At 74.8% G+C, this 18,847-nt stretch carries 20 protein-coding genes; 17 read left to right on the top strand and 3 right to left on the bottom strand.

What is annotated here, in order from left to right; translation table 11 throughout:
• Positions 1–2: 2 nt before the first annotated feature.
• The 8 genes from ACFOYX_RS03740 (at position 3) to ACFOYX_RS03705 (ending at position 7,579) form a co-directional block, all read left to right on the top strand.
• Complete coding sequence (locus ACFOYX_RS03740; protein ID WP_322439501.1) at positions 3–1,079, top strand: enolase C-terminal domain-like protein; 1,077 nt, start codon at positions 3–5, stop codon at positions 1,077–1,079.
• Positions 1,080–1,100: 21 nt separating this feature from the next.
• Positions 1,101–1,544 (top strand): PPC domain-containing DNA-binding protein, encoded by a 444-nt coding sequence (locus ACFOYX_RS03735; RefSeq protein WP_109802785.1) that lies wholly within the window; start codon positions 1,101–1,103, stop codon positions 1,542–1,544.
• A gap of 361 nt (positions 1,545–1,905) precedes the next feature.
• Complete coding sequence (locus ACFOYX_RS03730) at positions 1,906–2,655, top strand: bacterial transcriptional activator domain-containing protein (RefSeq protein ID WP_322439500.1); 750 nt, start codon at positions 1,906–1,908, stop codon at positions 2,653–2,655.
• Between the two features lie 258 nt (positions 2,656–2,913).
• Complete coding sequence (locus ACFOYX_RS03725; RefSeq protein WP_255420207.1) at positions 2,914–3,048, top strand: hypothetical protein; 135 nt, start codon at positions 2,914–2,916, stop codon at positions 3,046–3,048.
• An 8-nt stretch (positions 3,049–3,056) separates the two neighbouring features.
• Positions 3,057–5,321 carry an FAD-dependent oxidoreductase gene (locus ACFOYX_RS03720; RefSeq protein ID WP_322439499.1) on the top strand — a complete coding sequence of 755 codons (2,265 nt, stop codon included), beginning with the start codon at positions 3,057–3,059 and terminating at the stop codon, positions 5,319–5,321.
• Complete coding sequence (locus ACFOYX_RS03715; RefSeq protein ID WP_322439498.1) at positions 5,318–5,638, top strand: antibiotic biosynthesis monooxygenase family protein; 321 nt, start codon at positions 5,318–5,320, stop codon at positions 5,636–5,638. The genes ACFOYX_RS03720 and ACFOYX_RS03715 overlap by 4 nt, the downstream gene beginning before the upstream one ends.
• On the top strand, positions 5,635–6,861 hold the full coding sequence (locus tag ACFOYX_RS03710) for a cytochrome P450 (RefSeq protein WP_322439497.1): 1,227 nt from the start codon (positions 5,635–5,637) through the stop codon (positions 6,859–6,861). The genes ACFOYX_RS03715 and ACFOYX_RS03710 overlap by 4 nt, the downstream gene beginning before the upstream one ends.
• Before the next feature lie 52 nt (positions 6,862–6,913).
• Complete coding sequence (locus ACFOYX_RS03705; RefSeq protein ID WP_322439496.1) at positions 6,914–7,579, top strand: TcmI family type II polyketide cyclase; 666 nt, start codon at positions 6,914–6,916, stop codon at positions 7,577–7,579.
• A gap of 50 nt (positions 7,580–7,629) precedes the next feature.
• Here the strand turns inward: ACFOYX_RS03705 and ygiD are convergent, their stop codons facing one another.
• Positions 7,630–8,499, bottom strand: a complete 870-nt coding sequence (gene ygiD / locus ACFOYX_RS03700) for a 4,5-DOPA dioxygenase extradiol (protein ID WP_322439495.1) — start codon at positions 8,497–8,499, stop codon at positions 7,630–7,632.
• Positions 8,500–8,715: 216 nt separating this feature from the next.
• Here ygiD and ACFOYX_RS03695 point away from each other — a divergent pair, with 216 nt between their 5' ends.
• The 4 genes from ACFOYX_RS03695 to ACFOYX_RS03680 are packed head-to-tail and all read left to right on the top strand — an operon-like array spanning position 8,716 to position 11,782.
• The gene (locus tag ACFOYX_RS03695) at positions 8,716–9,117 is read left to right on the top strand and encodes a molybdopterin-binding protein (RefSeq protein ID WP_109802791.1); all 402 of its coding nucleotides are present in this window, start codon (positions 8,716–8,718) and stop codon (positions 9,115–9,117) included.
• Positions 9,114–9,896, top strand: coding sequence for a molybdate ABC transporter substrate-binding protein (modA, locus tag ACFOYX_RS03690; protein WP_322439494.1), 783 nt, complete (start codon positions 9,114–9,116; stop codon positions 9,894–9,896). The genes ACFOYX_RS03695 and modA overlap by 4 nt, the downstream gene beginning before the upstream one ends.
• Positions 9,897–10,724 carry an ABC transporter permease gene (locus ACFOYX_RS03685; protein ID WP_322439493.1) on the top strand — a complete coding sequence of 276 codons (828 nt, stop codon included), beginning with the start codon at positions 9,897–9,899 and terminating at the stop codon, positions 10,722–10,724. It begins immediately after the preceding gene.
• A complete protein-coding gene (locus tag ACFOYX_RS03680; protein ID WP_377533810.1) occupies positions 10,721–11,782 on the top strand; it encodes an ABC transporter ATP-binding protein in 1,062 nt (353 codons plus the stop codon). Before ACFOYX_RS03685 ends, ACFOYX_RS03680 begins: the two co-directional genes overlap by 4 nt.
• 15 nt (positions 11,783–11,797) lie before the next feature.
• Here ACFOYX_RS03680 and ACFOYX_RS03675 read toward each other — a convergent pair whose 3' ends face one another.
• The gene (locus ACFOYX_RS03675) at positions 11,798–13,501 is read right to left on the bottom strand and encodes a sulfatase (protein ID WP_377533809.1); all 1,704 of its coding nucleotides are present in this window, start codon (positions 13,499–13,501) and stop codon (positions 11,798–11,800) included.
• A gap of 48 nt (positions 13,502–13,549) precedes the next feature.
• The gene (locus ACFOYX_RS03670) at positions 13,550–14,452 is read right to left on the bottom strand and encodes a CDP-alcohol phosphatidyltransferase family protein (protein ID WP_377533808.1); all 903 of its coding nucleotides are present in this window, start codon (positions 14,450–14,452) and stop codon (positions 13,550–13,552) included.
• 92 nt (positions 14,453–14,544) lie between these two features.
• Here ACFOYX_RS03670 and ACFOYX_RS03665 point away from each other — a divergent pair, with 92 nt between their 5' ends.
• The 5 genes from ACFOYX_RS03665 (at position 14,545) to ACFOYX_RS03645 (ending at position 18,820) form a co-directional block, all read left to right on the top strand.
• Positions 14,545–15,522 (top strand): zinc-binding alcohol dehydrogenase, encoded by a 978-nt coding sequence (locus ACFOYX_RS03665; RefSeq protein WP_322439492.1) that lies wholly within the window; start codon positions 14,545–14,547, stop codon positions 15,520–15,522.
• 3 nt (positions 15,523–15,525) lie between these two features.
• Positions 15,526–15,924 carry a 6-carboxytetrahydropterin synthase gene (locus ACFOYX_RS03660; protein ID WP_322439491.1) on the top strand — a complete coding sequence of 133 codons (399 nt, stop codon included), beginning with the start codon at positions 15,526–15,528 and terminating at the stop codon, positions 15,922–15,924.
• 3 nt (positions 15,925–15,927) lie between these two features.
• The gene (locus ACFOYX_RS03655; protein ID WP_322439490.1) at positions 15,928–16,965 is read left to right on the top strand and encodes a glycosyltransferase family 4 protein; all 1,038 of its coding nucleotides are present in this window, start codon (positions 15,928–15,930) and stop codon (positions 16,963–16,965) included.
• Positions 16,962–17,777, top strand: coding sequence for a class I SAM-dependent methyltransferase (locus ACFOYX_RS03650; protein ID WP_322439489.1), 816 nt, complete (start codon positions 16,962–16,964; stop codon positions 17,775–17,777). The genes ACFOYX_RS03655 and ACFOYX_RS03650 overlap by 4 nt, the downstream gene beginning before the upstream one ends.
• 89 nt (positions 17,778–17,866) lie before the next feature.
• Entirely contained in the window at positions 17,867–18,820 is a 954-nt protein-coding gene (locus ACFOYX_RS03645; protein WP_322439616.1) for a lysylphosphatidylglycerol synthase domain-containing protein, read from the top strand.
• Positions 18,821–18,847: the final 27 nt, after the last annotated feature.

Genomic DNA, 18,847 nt, shown 5'->3' with positions numbered 1-18,847 from the left:
CGATGCGCCTGACCGCGGCGGCGTACCGGGTGCCGACCGACGCGCCGGAGGGCGACGGCACCCTCGCCTGGGACAGCACCACCATGGTGCTGGTCCGGGCCGAGGCCGACGGGCAGGTCGGGGTCGGTTGGACCTACGGCCCGACGGCGGTGGTCCCGGCGGTGACCGAGCTGCTCGCCCCGGTGGTCGCCGACCTCGACCCGGACGACGTGCCGGCCGCCTGGTCGGCCATGCAGCGACAGCTGCGCAACGCCGGTCGGCCCGGGGTCGCCGGGCTGGCACTGTCCGCCGCCGACTGCGCGGTCTGGGACCTGAAGGCCCGCCGGCACGGGCTGCCGCTGGCCCGGCTGCTCGGCACCGCCCGCCGGCAGGTTCCGGTGTACGGCAGCGGCGGCTTCACCACGTACGACGCCGACCGGCAGCACCGGCAGCTGGCCGGCTGGGTGCACGACGAGGGCATCCCCCGCGTGAAGATCAAGATAGGTGGGTCGTGGGGGAGCGAGGTCACCCGCGACCTCGCCCGGATGGCCGCCGCCCGGCGCACCATCGGCGAGGCCGAGCTGTACGTCGACGCCAACGGCGCCTACCAGCGGAAGCAGGCGGTCCGGGTGATGCGGTCCGCCGCCGACCTCGACGTGCGCTGGTACGAGGAGCCGGTCAGCTCCGACGACCTGCCGGGGCTCGGGCTGGTCCGCGACCGGGTGCTGCCCGACGTGGCGGCGGGGGAGTACGGCTACGACCTGGCCTACTTCCACCGGATGGCGCCGTACGTCGACTGCCTGCAGATCGACGTCACCCGGTGCGGGGGGATCAGCGAGTTCCTGCGCGCCGCCGCGGTGGCCGCCGCCGCGGGGCTGGAGGTGTCCGCGCACTGCGCGCCGCACCAGCACCTGCCGGTCGCCGCCGCGGTGCCGAACCTGCGGCACGTGGAGTGGTTCCACGACCACGTGCGCATCGAGTCGATGCTGTTCGACGGCGCCGTCGGGGCGACCGGCGGCGTCGCCCCGGTGAACCTCGACGCCCCGGGCAACGGACTCGACCTGCGGGCCGCGCTGGCCGAGCCGTACCGGGTGGCCTGATGTGGGAACAGGAGGAGACGGATGAGAGTCCAGGAGGTGCACCACCAGACCCGGCGGGTCCTGGTGGTGGTCTGCGACAAGGGCGAGGAGGCGGTGGCCGCCATCGGCCGGGCCCTGACCGCCCAGGGCGTACGGTCGGGCCAGGTGACCGCCGTCGGCGGGTTCTCCGCCGGCGAGGTCGGCTACTTCGACCGGGACCGGCGCGACTACCTCCGGATCCCGATCGGCGGGCAGGTCGAGGTGCTGTCGCTGCTCGGTGACGTGGCCGAGCGGGACGGCGAGCCGGTGCTGCACGTGCACACGGTGCTCGGTCGACCCGACGGCAGCACCCTGGGCGGGCATCTGCTGCGCGGCGAGGTGTGGCCGACCCTGGAGGTCCTCGTCACCGAGGTCGCACCCGAACTGGCCAAGCGGGTGGACCCGGAGACCGGCCTCGCCCTGATCGCGGCCACCCCGCCGCGCTGACCGGCTCGACCCGCTGCCACGAGGGGCGTCACCGGACCGTCACCGGACGGCCACGAGTTTCGGCGCCCGGTGACGCCGGAGTGACGTCGATCCAGCAGACTCACAGCTGAGGTCAGCGGTCCTTGCGCAGCTCAAGCCCCAGCCCATCCGATCCTGGTGCAGGTCGGATGGCCGATCGTGCACCGACGCGGCGCGGCATCGGTGACGACGTTCGTGGGGCTTCGCGGGATCTCGTGACGGTCCGGTCCGCCGGTCCGCCCCGACAGCGGTGTCGCGGACCGGCCATTCCGCCAGGGCGGCCTTCGCCCACCAGGGTCCCGGTGCAGGGGGGTCGATCGTGATCTCTGAGGAGAGCACGCGATTGTCCACGACAGGCGGCATCGGACCGGTGTCCGGCGCCGAGCCGAAGATCCGGCTCCTGCTGCTCGGTGGCTTTCGGCTGCTGCACGGCGGCCGGGCCGTGGTGGTGCCGCGCGGCCTGCAACGCGGCATCGCCCTGATCGGCCTGCGGCCGGCTGCCACCCGTACCCAACTGGCGCGCCTGCTGTGGCCGGACGGGTCGGAGGAGCGCGCGCTGTCGTCGTTGCGGACGGCGCTGTGGCGGCTGCGCCGCGATCCGCTCTGCCCGGTGATCACCGACGGCGACACGGTCCGGCTGCACCCGAAGGTCGACCTGGACGTCGACGAGCTGACCCGGGTGGCCGCCCGGGTGAGCCAGGGCGGCGACCCGCGGCCGGCGGCGGGGGTCCTCGCCGCCGGGCGCCACGACCTGCTGCCCGGCTGGTACGACGACTGGGTGCTGGTGGAGCGGGAACGGCTCAGACAGTTGCGGCTGCACCTGCTCGACGAACTGGCCCGGGCCCACCTGCGCGTCGGCGAGCACGGCGAGGCGTTGCAGGCGGCGCTCGAGGCGATGGCGGCCGACCCGTTGCGGGAGACGCCGCACCGGCTGGTGGTCGAGGCGCACCTGGCGGAGGGCAACGCGTACGAGGCGCTGCACGCCTTCTTCACCTACCGCGACCTCCTGTCGCGCGAGCTGCAACTCGCACCGTCCGCGGCGATGTCCGCGCTGATCAGCGACGTGCTCGCGCCGATCCACGCGCCGGCTTAGCGGCCGCCGGCCGGACCTGGACCCGTCCCCGCGCCCCGCCGGACCCGCCTCTCGTGGTCTCCCTGGCTCCACTGTGCCCGGACCCGTTCCGCCGCCGTCAACGGCCGGGGACTCGGTGCCGGTCGTCGGTGACGGCGGCGTGACGCGACGTCCGGCAGGGTCGCAGGACGACGTCGTCGTGGTCCGGGCGACACCGGTCGGGGACCTCGCCGGCACCACGAGCAAGAACCTCCGCCGGAATCAGGAAGGAGTTCCGTGATGGTCCGCAACCTGCTGCTCATCGTTCGCGAGTCCTGCCGGATGGCTGTCGACGCCTTCCTGGTCGGTGCGCGCGGCTCAAGCGCGTTCATCAGCCCGATCGTCTCCCGCCGGCGTTCGAAGGGAAATCCATGATCAGGACGATGGTCCGGATCCGCGCGCGCCCGGGGCGCGAGCACGCCGTGGAAGCCGCGTGGCGAACGGCCGCCGGGCAGATCAGCCGGCTGGCCGGGAACCTGCGGCGGGAGTTGCTGCTCGACGCCAACGATCCGCGCTCGTTCGTCGTCGTCACCGAGTGGGCCGACGAGTCCGCGCTGCACGACTACGAAACCGGACCGGTCGCCGCGCGGTTCGCCGACACGGTCCGTCCACTGTGCGAGGCGTCCGGGCCGGCGAGCCGCCGGGTGATGCGCGGCCCCGAGGGCACCGGCTCGAAGGTCTTCGTGGATGTCGAGCTCACCGTGCCGGCCGACCGGCTGGCCGAGTTCGAGCGCGGGTACGTCGAGGTCACCGCACGGATGGCCGAGGTACCCGGGTACCTGCGCGAGGACCTGCTGCGTCAGCCCGGCTCGGACGTCCACCACATCTTCGCCGAATGGCGCAGCGAGACCGAGTTCTACCGCTGGATCGGCAACCCGGCACACGCCCAGGAGGAGGCCGGTCCGATCGCGCCGTTCCTCCTGGACATCCGGCGCCGCCTCTTCCACGACGTGGCTCATCCCGAAAGCAGGCGAGAACCGAGCACGGGCAAGGAGATCGACGTGCACACCACAACGGACGTACTCATCGTCGGGGCGGGGCCCACCGGGCTGACCGCCGCCGTCGAGCTGGCCCGGCGCGGCATCGAGTGCCGGGTGATCGAGAAGCAGGCCACCCCGCCCGCCCAGGCCGACAAGGCGATCGGCATCCACTGCCGCACGATGGAGATCTGGGCGGAGCAGGGCATCGTGCGCGACGCGATGGACGCCGGGATCTGGCTGACCGGGAACATGGTGTTCGTCAACGGCGTGCAGACCCACCGGATGAGCTGGGAACTGCCGGAACTGCCGTACGCGCACCTCGGCCTGCCGCAGTACGAGACCGAGCGCATCCTCACCGAACGGCTGGCCACCCTCGGCGTGCGCCCGCAGCGCGGCGCCGAGCTGATCGCGTTCACCCAGGACGACGGCGGCGTGCTGGCCACGGTGGCGACCGCCGGCGGCGAGGAGACGGTACGCGCGAAGTACCTGGTCGGCTGCGACGGCGCGCACAGCAGGGTGCGCGAGCTGCTCGGGCTGACGTTCTCGGGAGGCCTGGGCCGGTTCCCGCAGCTGTTCATGCTCGGGGACGTGGACGTGGACTGGGACATGCCCGAGGGTCACCTGCTCCGGTTCATGCACGAGACCGACGGCCGGATGGACGGGATGCTGGTCTGCGTCCCGCTGCGTGGCGAGTCCCGGTACCGGATCGCGACGCTGGCGCCGCCCCGGTTCTTCGCCCAGACCGGCGGGCAGGACGCCCCGCCCGGGTTCAGCGAGGAGCTGGCCGAACCGACCCTCGCCGACGTCCAGGCCGCGATCGACCACCTGGCCCCGCCCGGCACGCGCGCGTCGAACCTGCGCTGGTCGTCGGTGTTCCGGATCAGCCACGGGATCGTCGACCGGTACGCCGCCGGCCGGGTGTTCGTGGCCGGCGACGCGGCGCACCTGCACCCACCCGCGGGCGGCCAGGGCATGAACACCGGGATCCAGGACGCCTGGAACCTGGCGTGGAAGCTGGCGCTGGCGGTGCGGGGGCTCGCCGCGCCCGGGCTGCTGGACAGCTACGAGACCGAGCGGCGGCCGGAGGGCGAGGAGATCGTCGGGCGCGCGGTGCGGATGGCGTTCACCGACGAGCTGGACCGCAACGACCTGAAGCGTCAGTTCCTGCAGGAGATGTCCATGCTGCTCAGCTACTCGGACAGCCCGCTCGTCGGGGAGTCGCTGTCCGCGCCGGACGCCCTGCGGGCCGGCCCCGGGCCCGGCGACCGCGCACCCGACGTCGGCGGCCTGCGCCGGCGGGGTGTCGGGCATCCGCTGCGACTGCACGACCTGACCCGCGGCACCCGGCACACCTTGCTGGTCTACGCCGACGGCTCGGCCGACGAGGCGACCGTGGCCGCGGTGGGCAAGCTGTGCGCCGACGTGCGCCGGCAGGCGTCCGGACAGATCGACGTGTACCTGCTGCTCAGCCCGGACGGCGACGCGCCGGGGCTGCTCGACCCGCCGGTGGTGCGGGACGCCGGGGGCGAGTTCCGGGCCGCGTACGGCGTCGCCGGCAGCGCCCTGTACCTGGTCCGCCCGGACGGGCACGTCGGGTTCCGCAGCCAGCCGATCGACGCCGACGCGCTGAGCAAGAACCTGCAACTGGTGTTCGGAGGCGCGCGATGACCACCGTACGGACCGTGCTCGCGATGCGTACCCGGGAGGGCTGCGAGGAACGGTTCGAGGCGGAGTGGCTCTCGGCGGCCGAGGAGATCAGCACGCTGGACGGATGCCTGCACCAGGACCTGGTCCGCGATGCCGACGACCCGCGCAGCTACCTGATCATCAGCGACTGGGCGGACCGCGAACGGCTGGACGCCTTCGGCCGCAGCGAGCACCGTGACCGGCTGCTGCGCATGATCCGCGAGCTCCGCGAATCCGCGCAACGGCACACCTACCAGGTCCTGCACAGCGTGCGGAGCGAGCCCGAGGAGTCCCGATGACCGACGATGCCGTACCCGCGTCGGAGCTCTACACCGACGAGTTCGCCGCCGACCCCTATCCCACCTTCGCGTGGCTGCGGGCGGACGCCCCCGTCTGCCCGGTCAGTTCGCCGCGGTTCGACTCCTACCTGATCACCCGGTTCGACGACGCCAAGGCGGCGCTGACCGATCCCAGGCTCTCCAAGGACCTGTACGGCCCGGACCAGCACTACCTCCGGATCTTCGGGCCGAACTCGGAGGGGTTGAACAAGAACATGCTCAACTCGGACCCGCCGGAGCACACCAGGCTGCGCCGGATCGTGTCGCAGGCGTTCGCGCCGCGCCGCATCGAGGCGCTGCGACCCCGGGTGGCGCAGATCGTGGACGACCTGCTCGACAAGATCGTCCCGCAGGGTCAGTCCGAGCTGATGCACGAGTTCGCGATTCCGCTGCCGATGCGGGTGATCGGCGAGCTGATCGGGATACCGGAGGCCGACCACGACCGGGTCCTCGACTGGACGCAGGTGATCAGGACGTCCGGGTCGTCCGGCCGTAGTCCGCAGGAGGACCGGGCGGCCGTGCAGGAGGCCCAGCTGCGGCTGCACCACTACTTCGTCGACCTGGTGCAGGCCAAGCGCGCGCATCCGGCCGACGACATGATCAGTGCGCTGATCGAGGCCTGCGACCACGACGGGAAGCTCTCCGAAGCGGAGCTCGTCACCACCTCGTTCCTGCTGCTGTTCGCCGGGCACCAGACCACCGCGGACTTCATCGGCAACGCGACGGTGGCCCTGCTGACCAATCCCGACCAGCTCGACCTGCTGCGCGCCAAGCCGGAGCTGCTGCCCGCGGCGATCGAGGAGCTGCTCCGGTTCGACGGCCCGTTGCCGGTGGCCAGCCCCAGGATCGCCACCGAGGACGTCGAGTACCAGGGCGTACGCATCCCGCGCGGGTCGATCGTCGGCGTGGTGATCAATTCGGCGAACCACGACCCGGAGCACTTCGCCGACCCGGACCGGCTGGACCTCTGCCGCGAGCGCGGCCCGCACATCGGCTTCGGTCACGGTGTCCACTACTGCCTGGGGGTGTCGCTGGCCCGCATGGAGGCACAGATCGGCATCGGGGCGCTGCTGCGCCGGCTACCGGAGCTGCGGCTCGGGGTGCCGGCCGCCGAGCTGCGCCGGCTGCCGGCGGCGTCGCCGTTCCGTGGCCTGCTGGAGCTTCCGGTCCGCTTCACCGCCTGATCACCTCCGCCCCATCCGCACCCGTCCATCCGATCCCACCCAAGGAGCAGTCATGGTCTTCCGAAACGTGATCGTCTGTCACATGGTTCCGGGCAGTGAGAACATCGTCGGCGACGTCTTCGGTTACTACGACAAGACGACCCGGCCGCAGGACCTCGGGGTGATCGGGCGGATCCTGCTCTCCCACGAGGACCTCTACATCCACGTCATCGAGCGCGAGCAGGACCCGAAGGTGTCGGGCCAGACCCGCGGGCTGCCCGCGTTCCAGAAGATCGCCGAGGCCATCGCCCCGTACGTGACGCCGTACCCGAGGTACTGGAAGAACCCCTCCGACTCCGTCGCCAAGGAGTTCTACCGCTGGCTGCCGGAGGGGGAGGCGTCGGCCGACCCGACGCTGACCGTGATCATCGGTCGGATCAAGCCCGGCGCGGAGGCCGACGTCGCGCGGATCTTCGCCGAGTCCGACGCCGGCTCGCTGCCGGCCGAGCTGGGGGTCACCGGGCGCTGGCTGTACTCGATCGACGACGTCTACGTCCACCTTCTGGAGCAGGACGCGGCGATCGCCGAGGCCACCCGGAACAACCATGACGACAAGCCGGTCTTCGCCAAGATCATGGAAGAGCTCAGCCCGTACATCAGCCCCTACAACCCGGACGCCTGGCACGGCCCACAGGACGCGGTGGCCAACGTGTTCTACCGCTGGCGGGCCGAGGACTGAGCGGGTACGCGCGGCCGGGCCGGTCGGCCCGGCCGCGCCGACGGTGGATGTCAGATGTTGGCCGAGTCCGCCGGCACGTCGGCCGGCAGCGACGGCGCCCCGGTCGCCGGCGCCGTCCGCGGGCAGCTGAGCCCCAGGGTGTATGCGGTCATCGACAGCGACCCGTACGCGTACCCATCGACCAGCACCTCCGGGCGGCCGGCGGTGGCGTCGGCCAGCCCCGCCAGGTACAGCAGCGGGATGAAGTGGTCCGGCGTGGGCACGGCCAGGTCGTAGTCGCGGTGGCCGTCGAGCCGGGCCGCCTCGGTCGGCGCGTCGAGCAGGACCTCCCGGGCCGCGTCGTCGAAGCGCCGCGCCCAGTCGAAGCCCTCGTCGGTCAGCCGCGGGTCCACCCCGCCCAGGTTGTGCACCACGTTGCCGCTGGCCACGATCAGCACCCCGCGTTCCCGCAGCGGCGCGAGCCGGGCCCCCAGGTCCAGGTGGTAGTCCAGCCCCTTGAACGCGTTGATGCTCAACTGCACCACCGGGATGTCCGCCTCGGGGAAGGCGTGCGTCAGCACCGACCAGGTGCCGTGGTCGATGCCCCAGGAGTCCACGTCGGCGCCGACCCAGGTGGGGTGCACGGCGTCGCTGATCTCCTCGGCCAGCTCCGGCAGTCCCGGCGCCGGGTACTCCAGGTCGAACAGTTGCCGGGGGAAGCCGTAGAAGTCGTGGATGGTGCGGGGGCGGGGCATGGCCGTGACGGCGGTGGCGCCGATGTACCAGTGCGCGGAGACCACCAGGATCGCCCGAGGTCGCGGCACGGCCCGCCCGAAGTCGCGCCAGGAGGTGGTGTAGCGGTTGACCTCCAGGGCGTTCATCGGGTTGCCGTGGCCGAAGAACGCCGCGGGCATCACCGTGTCCGTCGTCAGGCTGCTCATGCCGCTCCCCCGGGGCCGACCGTGCCCCCCGAGGCTAAACCCGAACGCCCGCCTGTGTCCCGTCTCCCCGCGGGCTCCCACCTCGACGCTGCTCGGGTCCGGCTGGGGCGGACACGGAAGGTAGCGCAGGCGCGGTCCTACTCCGGCATACCGGCTTGAGGATGCCAGGCTTCCGGCGTCTTCCCCATCGCAGGTGCGGGCCGTTAGGGTGGCCGAGTGACGGTGTTCCGGATCGGCGAGGCCGCCGAACTGCTCGGGGTCAGCCCCGACACGGTCCGCCGCTGGATCGACGCCGGCCGGTTGGCCGCCAGCCGGGACGACCACGGTCACCGGGTGGTCGACGGCGTCGACCTGGCCGCGTTCGTCCGCGCCCCGGGGCACCCGGAGCTGTCGTCCGCCCGCAACCGGCTGCGCGGGATCGTCACCGCGGTGGTCAAGGACACGGTGATGGCGCAGGTCGACATCCAGGCCGGGCCGTTCCGCATCGTGTCGCTGATGAGCCGCGAGGCCGTCGACGACCTCGACCTGACGGTCGGCTCGGTGGCCGTGGCCGTGATCAAGTCGACGACCGTCGTGGTGGAACGCGCCACCGCCCCCAGGGGAAGGACCAGCCCGTGACCGTACGGTGGATCCCTGCCGCCCTGGCCGGGGTGGCCGCGCTGACCCTCGGCCTGGCCGGCTGCGGCGGTGACGACGCGCCCGCCGGCACGGCCGGCGGCGGGCGGGTCACCGTCTTCGCCGCCGCCTCGCTGACCGAGACGTTCACCCGGCTCGGCAGGGACTTCGAGGCCGCCCACCCCGGCACGAGGGTCACCTTCAACTTCGCCGGCAGCTCGGCGCTGGCCACCCAGATCTCCCAGGGCGCCCCGGCCGACGTCTTCGCCGCCGCCTCACCCGCCACCATGAAGACGGTGACCGGCGCCGGTGAGGCCGCGGCGAGCCCGGTCACCCTCGCCCGCAACCAGCTCGTCATCGCCGTGCCCAGGGGCAACCCCCGGCGGATCGCCGGGCTGCCCGACCTGACCCGGCCCGGGGCGAAGGTCGCGCTCTGCGCCGAGCAGGTGCCCTGCGGAGCGGCGGCGCGCACGGCTCTCGACGCGGCCGGCGTCCGACTCACCCCGGCCACTCTGGAGCAGGACGTCAAGGGCGCGCTGGCCAAGGTGAAGCTCGGCGAGGTCGACGCCGCGCTGGTCTACCGCACCGACGCGCGCGCCGCCGCGTCCGACGTGGACGCGATCGAGTTCGCCGAGTCGGACCGCGCGATCAACGACTACCCGATCGTCGTGCTCAAGCGGGCCGGCGACCCGGCGACCGCCCGCGCCTTCGTCGACCACGTCCGCTCCGACGCCGGGCGGGCGGTGCTCACCGCCGCCGGGTTCCAGCCCCCGCAGGCGTAGGTGCGGACCCGCGACACCGCCGCGCGGGCGGCCCGCCCGGCGCGACGCCGGCCCCGGGTGCCCCTCGCGCTGCTGCTGCCCGCCGGCCTCGGGCTGCTCTTCCTCGTCCTGCCGCTGGTCGGGCTGCTCGCCCGGGCGCCGTGGACCACCCTGCCGCAGCGGCTGGCCCAGCCCGGCGTGCTCACCGCACTGCGGCTGTCCCTGCAGACCGCCACCCTCGCCACGCTGCTCTGCGTCCTGCTCGGCGTACCCCTGGCCTGGCTGCTGGCCCGGGTCGAGTTCCCCGGCCGGCGGCTGGTCCGGGCGCTGGTCACCGTCCCGCTGGTGCTGCCCCCGGTGGTCGGCGGGGTGGCGCTGCTGCTGGTCTTCGGGCGCCGCGGGCTGCTCGGGTCCTGGCTGGACGCCACGTTCGGGGTGACCCTGCCGTTCACCACCGCCGGGGTGGTGCTCGCCGAGGCGTTCGTCGCCATGCCGTTCCTGGTCATCGCTGTCGAGGGCGCGCTGCGCGGCGCGGACCCGCGCTACGAGGAGGCCGCCGCCACCCTCGGCGCCGGGCGCTGGACCACCTTCACCCACGTCACCCTGCCGCTGGTCGCCCCCGGCGTCGCCGCCGGGGCGGTGCTCTGCTGGGCCCGGGCCCTCGGGGAGTTCGGCGCCACCATCACCTTCGCCGGCAACTATCCCGGCCGGACCCAGACCATGCCGCTCGCCGTCTACCTCGCCCTGGAGACCGACCTGCCGGCCGCGATCGTGCTCAGCCTCATCCTGCTCACCGTCTCCGTCGCCATCCTCGCCGGGCTGCGGGACCGCTGGGTCGGCGCCCCGTGACCGCCCCGCCCCTGCTGGACGCGCACCTGGTCGCCGACCGGGACGCCTTCCAGCTCGACGTCCGGCTGCGGATCGCCGCCGGTGAGGTCGTCGCGCTGCTCGGCCCGAACGGCGCCGGCAAGACCACCGCGCTGCGGGCGCTCGCCGGCCTGCACCCGCTGGCCGCCGGGCACCTCACCCTCGACGGCGTCGACCTCGACCGCCCCGACCGGCGGCGCTGGGTGCCGCCGGAGCGGCGTCCGGTGGGCGTCGTGTTCCAGGACTATCTGCTCTTCCCGCACCTGAGCGCGCTGGACAACGTCGCGTTCGGGCCGCGCCGGCAGGGCGCCGACCGGTCGGCCGCCCGCGAGCGGGCGCGGGGCTGGCTGGACCGGGTCGGCCTGGCCGAGCAGGCCCGCCGCCGGCCCCGGCAGCTCTCCGGCGGGCAGGCCCAGCGGGTCGCCCTCGCCCGGGCCCTCGCCGTCGACCCCACCCTGCTGCTGCTCGACGAGCCGCTCGCCGCCCTGGACGCGGGCACCCGGCTGGACACCCGGGCCGAGCTCCAGCGGCACCTCGGTGGCCACTCCGGCGCGACGCTGCTGGTCACCCACGACCCGCTGGACGCCTTCGTGCTCGCCGACCGGCTGCTCATCGTCGAGCACGGGCGGGTGGTCCAGGAGGGGGACGCGGCCGGCGTCACGGCCCGGCCGCGCACCGACTACGTGGCGCGGCTGGTCGGGCTCAACCTGCACCGCGGTCGCGCCGACGGGCACACCGTGCGGGTCGGCGAGCTGACCCTCACCGCGGCGGACCGGGTCGTCGGGGACGCCTTCGTCGCCTTCCGGCCCGCCGCCGTCGCCCTGCACCCGGCCCGGCCCGACGGCAGCCCGCGCAACGTGTGGCCGGCCACCGTCACCGGGGTGCAGCGGCACGGCGACAACCTTCGGGTCCAGCTCGACGGCCCGATCACCGTCGCGGCGGACGTCACCCCGGCCGCGGCGGCCCACCTGCGGCTCGCCCCCGGCCAGCGGGTCTGGGCGGCGGTCAAGGCCGCCGAGACCCACGCCTACCCGGCGTGAGCGGCGCCGGAGCGGTCACCGGCCGGGCTGCGGACCGAAGGCGGTGAGGAAGCGGTCCCGGAAGGTGTCCATCCGCCACACCGGGGCCCGCGGCCCGGGGCGCAGCCCGTCCTGCCAGCCCCAGCCGGCGATCCGGTCGAACACCTTCGGGTCGTGCGCCACCACGGTGATCGGCACGTCCCGGCTGGCGCCCTCACCGGTGATCGCCGTCGCCGGCTGGTGGTCGCCGAGGAAGACCAGCACCAGGTCGTTTCCGCCGTACGCCAGCACGTAGGAGACCAGGGTGTCCAGCGTGTACTCGATCGAGTGCCGGTAGTCGGCGCGGATCTGGGTGGCGTCCCGCTGCACCACGTCCCGGCTGCCGCCGCTGCTGGTGGACGCCTGGTGGAAGATGGAGCCGTCGCCGACCGCGTCCCAGCCGACCGGCTTCGGGATGACCGACCAGGGCGAGTGGCTGGAGACCAGCGGGATCTCCGCCATCAGCGGGGCGTGCGGCTTCGCCCGCTCCAGCCGCTGGAAGGTGGCCAGGGTGTACTGGTCGGGCATCGGAGCGTAGCTGAACTTCGGGCCGCGGTAGCCCAGCTTCTCGGCGTCGTAGTAGCGGTCGTAGCCGAAGAACTTCCCCTCCGGCCAGGGCTGGGTGGCCGCCGGCATCACCCCCACCGTCTGCCAGCCGGCCCGGTGGAACGCGCCGTTCAGGGTCAGCCGGTCCCCGGCCAGCAGGTCCCGGTGGCGCTGGTCGTTGTCGATCCAGAGCCCGGACAGCAGGGTGCCGTGCGCCAGCCAACTGCCGCCGCCGAACGTCGGGGAGGTGAGGAAGCCGCTGCGCGCGTCGTACCCGGCCGCCCGCAGCCGACGGTAGCCGGCGTCGAGCACCGCGTCGACGTGCGGCGCGAACTCCGGGTCCTCGACCGCGTCCCGGCCGTAGCTCTCCACGAACGTCACCAGCACGTCCTTGCCGCGCAGCCCGGTCAGCAGCCGGTCGCCGGGGACGTCCCGGAAGGCGTCGGCGGCGGCCTCGCCGGCGAACGCCTCGCGGTCCCGCAGCCCGGCCCGCACCTGACCGGCGTGCGCGGCGACCAGGGTGGTCGCCTCCCGGTCCGCCACCGGCACGCCGGGGGAGACCCGCACCCCGAACACGGCGCAGGCCAGCCAGAGCACGGCCAGTGCCGCGACGGCGCGGACCGTGGCGGTGCGGTGTCGGACCACCAGCCGGGTCAACCGCAGCACCGACAGGGTGAGCAGCACGAACAGCGCGCCGGCGAGGAGCAGCACGCCGGCCGCGGCGGCGACCGCGCCGCCCCGGCCGACCGAGTCGGTGAGGAAGCCGAAGCCGTCGTCGAAGAGCCCCCAGTCGAGCAGTACGTCGAACGGCCGGTCCCGGGCCACGAAGAAGCCCATGTCGAGGAGCTTGAGGACGGTCAACAGGCCGAGCGTCAGACCGAGCGCCACGGCCACCGGACGGCGTACCCGGGCCGGCAGGACGAGCAGCAGCGCGACGGCGACCAGCCCCTCCACCGGAATCCGCAGGAACGCGCCGGGGCGGAGCCGGCTCAGCTGGTCCGGCGCCACGAGCGCGGCCAGCACCAGCACCGCCGCGAGCCCGGTGACGACTCCGGCCAGGATGCGGCGGCCCCGGGGCGTGACCACCGTCGAGGGGGCGGCTTCGTCGTCCGGCGGTTCCACCGCCGTTCGACGGAAGCGCGTGATGAGTGACAACTCCTCGGTCCTTCCCTGCGTGCCCGGGGTGGCGGCGGTCGTGCCGGCTCAGACCGGCTGGTGGGCCGTCCACCGGCCCGTGGCCGGCTCGCCGGAGACGGCGACGTGGGTGGCGCGGGTGACGGTGACCCGCATCGCGCGCGGCACGGTGACGTGCCGGACGGCGATGTGCGGGACGCTCGCGTGCCGGACGGCGACGTGCGGAACGGTCGCGGGTCGGACGGCGACCTGCGGGAGGCTCGCCTGCGGGACGGTGACGGTGACGGGGCGGTGCCGCCACAGCCAGGCGACGTCGTGGCCGAACGACTCGACCAGGATCGCCAGCGCGCCCGCCACCAGCACGGTCGTCGCCGGCGGCGGCAGCGCGGCGGCGGCCGCGACGGCCAGCACGACGCCCTGCGCGGCCGCGACGACCTTGCGCCAGTACCGCGGCGGCAGGGTGCCGCGCATCCAGGGCAGCAGCCAGCCCGCGGCGACGAAGGCGTACCGCATCCCGCCGGCGGCCAGCACCCAGCCGCCGACGGCCGGCGTCAGGTGGACGCTGAGCACCAGGATCAGGAACGCGTCGACCTCCATGTCGAACCGCGCGCCCAGGTCGCTCGCGGTCCCGGTGCGTCGGGCCACCCGACCGTCGACCGCGTCGAGGGCCAGCGCCACGGCGGTGAGCGGGACCAGCACCGCCACCGACGCCGGCCGCCCCCAGCCGTCGACCGTCAGGGCCAGCACGCCGCCGACCAGGACCGCCCGGGTCAGGGTCACCCGGTCCGCCGGGCCGAGCGCGTCCCTCCCGGCCGCCCGCAGGCCGCGCCGCAACAGACCGCACAGGGCCGCGCCGTACGCGAGGCCGGCCAGCCAGCCCGGCGCGCCGAGCCCGACCGTGCCGGCCAGCCCGGCCAGCAGGACGAACTGGGCGATCAGCCCGAGTAGCGGCCCATTTCGAACCGTGGACACCCTGCCTCCGTGTCTATGATCGACAACCCTGCCAGTCAACACGGGTAATACGGCCGTCCGGTTCGGTCCGGATGCGGAAAAGAGGGAATTTCGTGACCCGCGACGCCCGCGCCTTCTGGCTCCGCGTCCCCGGCGAGGGCGAGATCCGGTCGCTGACCCTCCCGGCCCCCGGCTCCGACGAAGTGCTGGTCCGCACCCGTTACTCGGGCGTCAGCCGGGGCACCGAGACCCTGGTCCTCGCCGGCCGGGTCCCCGCCGACCAGTACGCCACCATGCGCGCCCCGTTCCAGGAGGGCGACTTCCCGGCCCCGGTCAAGTACGGCTACCTCAACGTGGGCGTCGTCGAGGAGGGGCCCGAGGCGTTGCGCGGGCGGACCGTCTTCTGCCTGTACCCGCACCAGACCGCGTACGTCGTGCCGGCCGAGGCGGTGGTGGTCGTACCGGACGGGGTGCCGGCGGCCCGGGCGGTGCTGGCCGGCACGGTGGAGACCGCGGTGAACGCGCTCTGGGACGCCGCGCCGCTGGTCGGCGACCGCGTCACCGTGGTCGGCGGCGGCATGGTCGGCTGCTGCGTCGCCGCCCTGCTGGCCCGCTTCCCCGGGGTACGGACCGAGCTGGTCGACGCCGACCCGGCGCGGGCCGCGGTGGCCGCCGCGCTCGGGGTCGACTTCGCCCTTCCCGCCGACGCCGCCGGCGGGCGGGACCTGGTGGTGCACGCCAGCGCCAGCGCCGACGGCCTGCAACGGTCCCTGGACCTGCTCCGCCCGGAGGGCACCGTGCTGGAGCTGAGCTGGTACGGCGACCGCCCGGTCACGCTCCGCCTCGGTGGGGCGTTCCACTCGGGACGACTGCGCATCCACAGCAGCCAGGTGGGTACGGTGTCGCCGCGGCGGGCCGACCGGAGCTACCGCGACCGGCTGGCGCTGGCCCTGGACCTGCTCGCCGATCCGGCCTTCGACGCGCTGCTCACCGGTCGGTCCCGGTTCGCCGAACTGCCCGACGTGCTCGACCGACTCGGCACGGGCCGCCTGCCCGCGCTCTGCCACCTCATCACCTACGACGGGGAGTGATCCGTGTTCAGCGTGACCGTCCGTGACCACATGATGGTCGCCCACAGCTTCACCGGCGACGTCTTCGGGCCCGCCCAGCGGCTGCACGGCGCCACCTTCGTCGTCGACGCCACCTTCCGCCGCCCCGACCTCGACGCCGACGGGATCGTCGTCGACATCGGCCGGGCGACCGAGCAGCTCAAGGCCGTCCTGGGCGAGCTGACCTACCGCAACCTGGACGACGAGCCCGACTTCGCCGGGGTGAACACCACCACGGAGGTGCTGGCCCGCACGGTCGCCGACCGGCTCGCCGAGCGGGTGCACGCCGGCCGGCTCGGCGACGGCGCGCGGGGCCTGGGCGGCATCACCGTCACGCTGCACGAGTCGCACGTCGCCTGGGCCAGCTACGACCGGTCGCTGTAGCGGATGACCACGCTGCACGTGGTGCTGCCGGGCGACATCGACGACCCGGCCAGCCCCAGCGGCGGCAACGGCTACGACCGCCGGGTCTGCCAGGGGCTCGCCGCGGCCGGCTGGACCGTCCGGGAGCATCCCGTGCCCGGCGACTGGCCGCGACCGGGGGCGGGGGAGCGGGCCGCCCTCGCCGGCGTCCTCGCCGGGCTGCCCGACGGCGCGCTGGTGCTGCTCGACGGGCTGGTCGCCTCGACCGTGCCGGGGGTGCTGGCGCCGCAGGCCCGCCGGCTGCGCCTGGTGCCGCTCGTGCACCTGCCGCTGGAGACCGACGCCGAGGCCGCGGCGCTGGCCGCCGCCACCGCCGTCGTCACCACCAGCGAGTGGACCCGCCGCCGGCTGCTCGACCGGTACGCCCTGCCCGCCGATCGGGTCCGGGCGGCCCCGCCCGGGGTGGACCCCGCGCCGCCGACCCCCGGCTCGGCGGCCGGCGCCGCGCTGCTCTGCGTCGCGGCGGTCACCCCGCACAAGGGCCACGACGTGCTCGCCGCGGCGCTGGCCACGGTCGCCGACCTGCCCTGGACCTGCGACTGCGTGGGCGCGCTGACCCGGGACCCCGACTTCGTGGACCGGCTGCGCCGGCAGCTCACCGACGCCGGCCTCACCGGCCGGGTCCGCCTGCTCGGCGCCCGCACCGGCGTGGCCCTGCGCGAGGCGTACGCCCGCGCGGACCTGCTGGTGCTCGCCTCGCGCGGGGAGACGTACGGGATGGTGGTCACCGAGGCGCTGGCCCGGGGCGTACCGGTGCTGGGCACCGACGCCGGCGGGCTGCCCGAGGCGCTCGGGCACGCCCCCGACGGCAGCCGGCCCGGCCTGCTCGTGCCGCCCGACGACCCGGACGCGCTGGCCGGCGCGCTGCGCGGCTGGCTCACCGACCCCGCGCAGCGGGCCCGGCTGCGGCGATCCGCCCGGGACCGGCGGGACACCCTCACCGACTGGGCGGTCACCTCGACCCGCCTGGCGGCCGCACTGAAGGAGACCACGGCGGCATGACCACCCAGCTCCCGCCCGACTTCGCGGACTGGCTGCGGCTGCGCGAGCCCGCCGACGCCGCGGCCCGCGCCACCGACCTGGTCGCCCGGGTCCGCCGCCGGCTGACCGGTGACCGGTCGCTGGTCGTGCACGACCTGGGCACCGGGACCGGTGCGATGGGACGCTGGCTGGCGCCGCTGCTGCCCGGGCCGCAGCACTGGATCCTGTATGACCGGGACGCCGACCTGCTGGACCGGGCCATGGCCGACCTGGTGGACGCCGCCGCCGACGGCAGCAAGGTCACCGTCGAGACCCGGCGCGCCGACATCACCCGGCTGACCGCCGCGGACCTCGCCGGCGCCGGCCTGGTCACCGCCTCGGCGCTGCTGGACATGCTCACCGCCGCGGAGGTCGAGCGGGTGGTGGCGGCGTGCGCCGGGCACCTCACGCTGTTCATGCTCACCGTGGTCGGCCGGGTCGAGTTCACCCCGGCCGACCCGCTGGACGCGGAGTTCGCCGCGGCGTTCAACGCGCACCAGCGCCGTACCGTCGACGGCCGCGCCCTGCTCGGGCCGGACGCGGTCGCGGCCACCCGGGCGGCGTTCGCCCGGCGGGGCATCGAGGTGCTGGTCCGGCCTAGCCCGTGGCGGCTAGGCCCGGAGCAGGCGACGCTGACCGCGGAGTGGCTGACCGGCTGGCTCGACGCGGCCGGCGAGCAGCGGCCGGAGCTGGCCGCGCCGGCCGGGGCGTACCGGCGGCGGCGGCTGGCCGAGGCGGCCGAGGGGCGGCTGCGGGTGCTGCTGCACCACGCCGACCTGCTGGCCGGCGGGTGAACCGGACGGCCACGCCGTACGTGAGACCGGGTGGACAGAGGGAGGACCGCTTGTCGCACGCGACCATCGCCGCGCCCGTCGTACCCCCGGTGGCGGCCGCCGCGTCCCCGGCCGCGGCCCGGTCGCCGTGGGCCTGGGTCCGCACGCTCGGTGGGCTGGGGGTGCTCGCCGCCCTGGTCTGGTGGGTTGGCACCGGGCCGTTCCTCGACGGGCTGCGGCTGATCGACGGCCGGGCGCTCGCCGCGGCCCTCGCCATCGGCCTCGTCACCACCGTCTGCTGTGCCTGGCGGTGGGCGCTGGTCGCGGGCGGCCTCGGCGTGCGGCTGCCGATGGGCGCCGCGGTGGCGCACTGCTACCGCGCGGTCTTCCTCAACTCGACGCTCCCCGGCGGGGTGCTGGGCGACGTGCACCGGGCGGTGCGGCACGGCCGGGACGCCGGCGACGTCAGCCGGGGCATCCGCGCGGTGGTCTGGGAACGCACCGCCGGGCAGGTCGTCCAACTGGTCATCGCCGTGGTCGTGCTGGCCGCGCTGCCCTCGCCGGTCCGGCCGTACCTGCCGGCGGTGGCCGGCGCGCTGCTGGCCGTCGGGCTGGGCCTGGTCCTGCTCGCCCGCCGGGCGCCGCGCTCCGGCGCCTCCCGGTGGGGGCGGGCGCTGCGCACCGCGGTGGCCGACGTCCGGTCCGGACTGCTCGCCCGGCGTACCTGGCTGGGCGTGGTGGTCGCCTCCGCCGTGGTGGTCGCCGGCCACCTGGCCACCTTCGTGGTCGCGGCCCGCACCGCGGGCGCCGACGCGCCGCTGGCCCGGCTGGTGCCGCTGACGTTGCTGGCCCTGCTGGCGATGGGGCTGCCGGCCAACGTCGGCGGGTTCGGCCCGCGCGAGGGGGTCGCCGCGTGGGCGTTCGCCGCCGCCGGCCTGACCGCCGCGCAGGGCGTCGCCGCCGCCATGGTGTACGGCGCGCTGGTGCTCGTCGCGAGCCTGCCCGGCGCGGCCGTGCTGCTGCTGGGCCGGTTCCCGGCGACGACGGCGAGCACCGCTCGCTGACCGCGCCTACGGTGGACCTTGGTAAGC

This window comes from Micromonospora sp. GCM10011541 (genome assembly GCF_042650725.1).
Lineage (GTDB): Bacteria > Actinomycetota > Actinomycetes > Mycobacteriales > Micromonosporaceae > Micromonospora > Micromonospora sicca.
The sequence above is the reverse complement of the archived record's forward strand: the minus strand, read 5'-3'. Positions and strand labels throughout refer to the sequence as shown.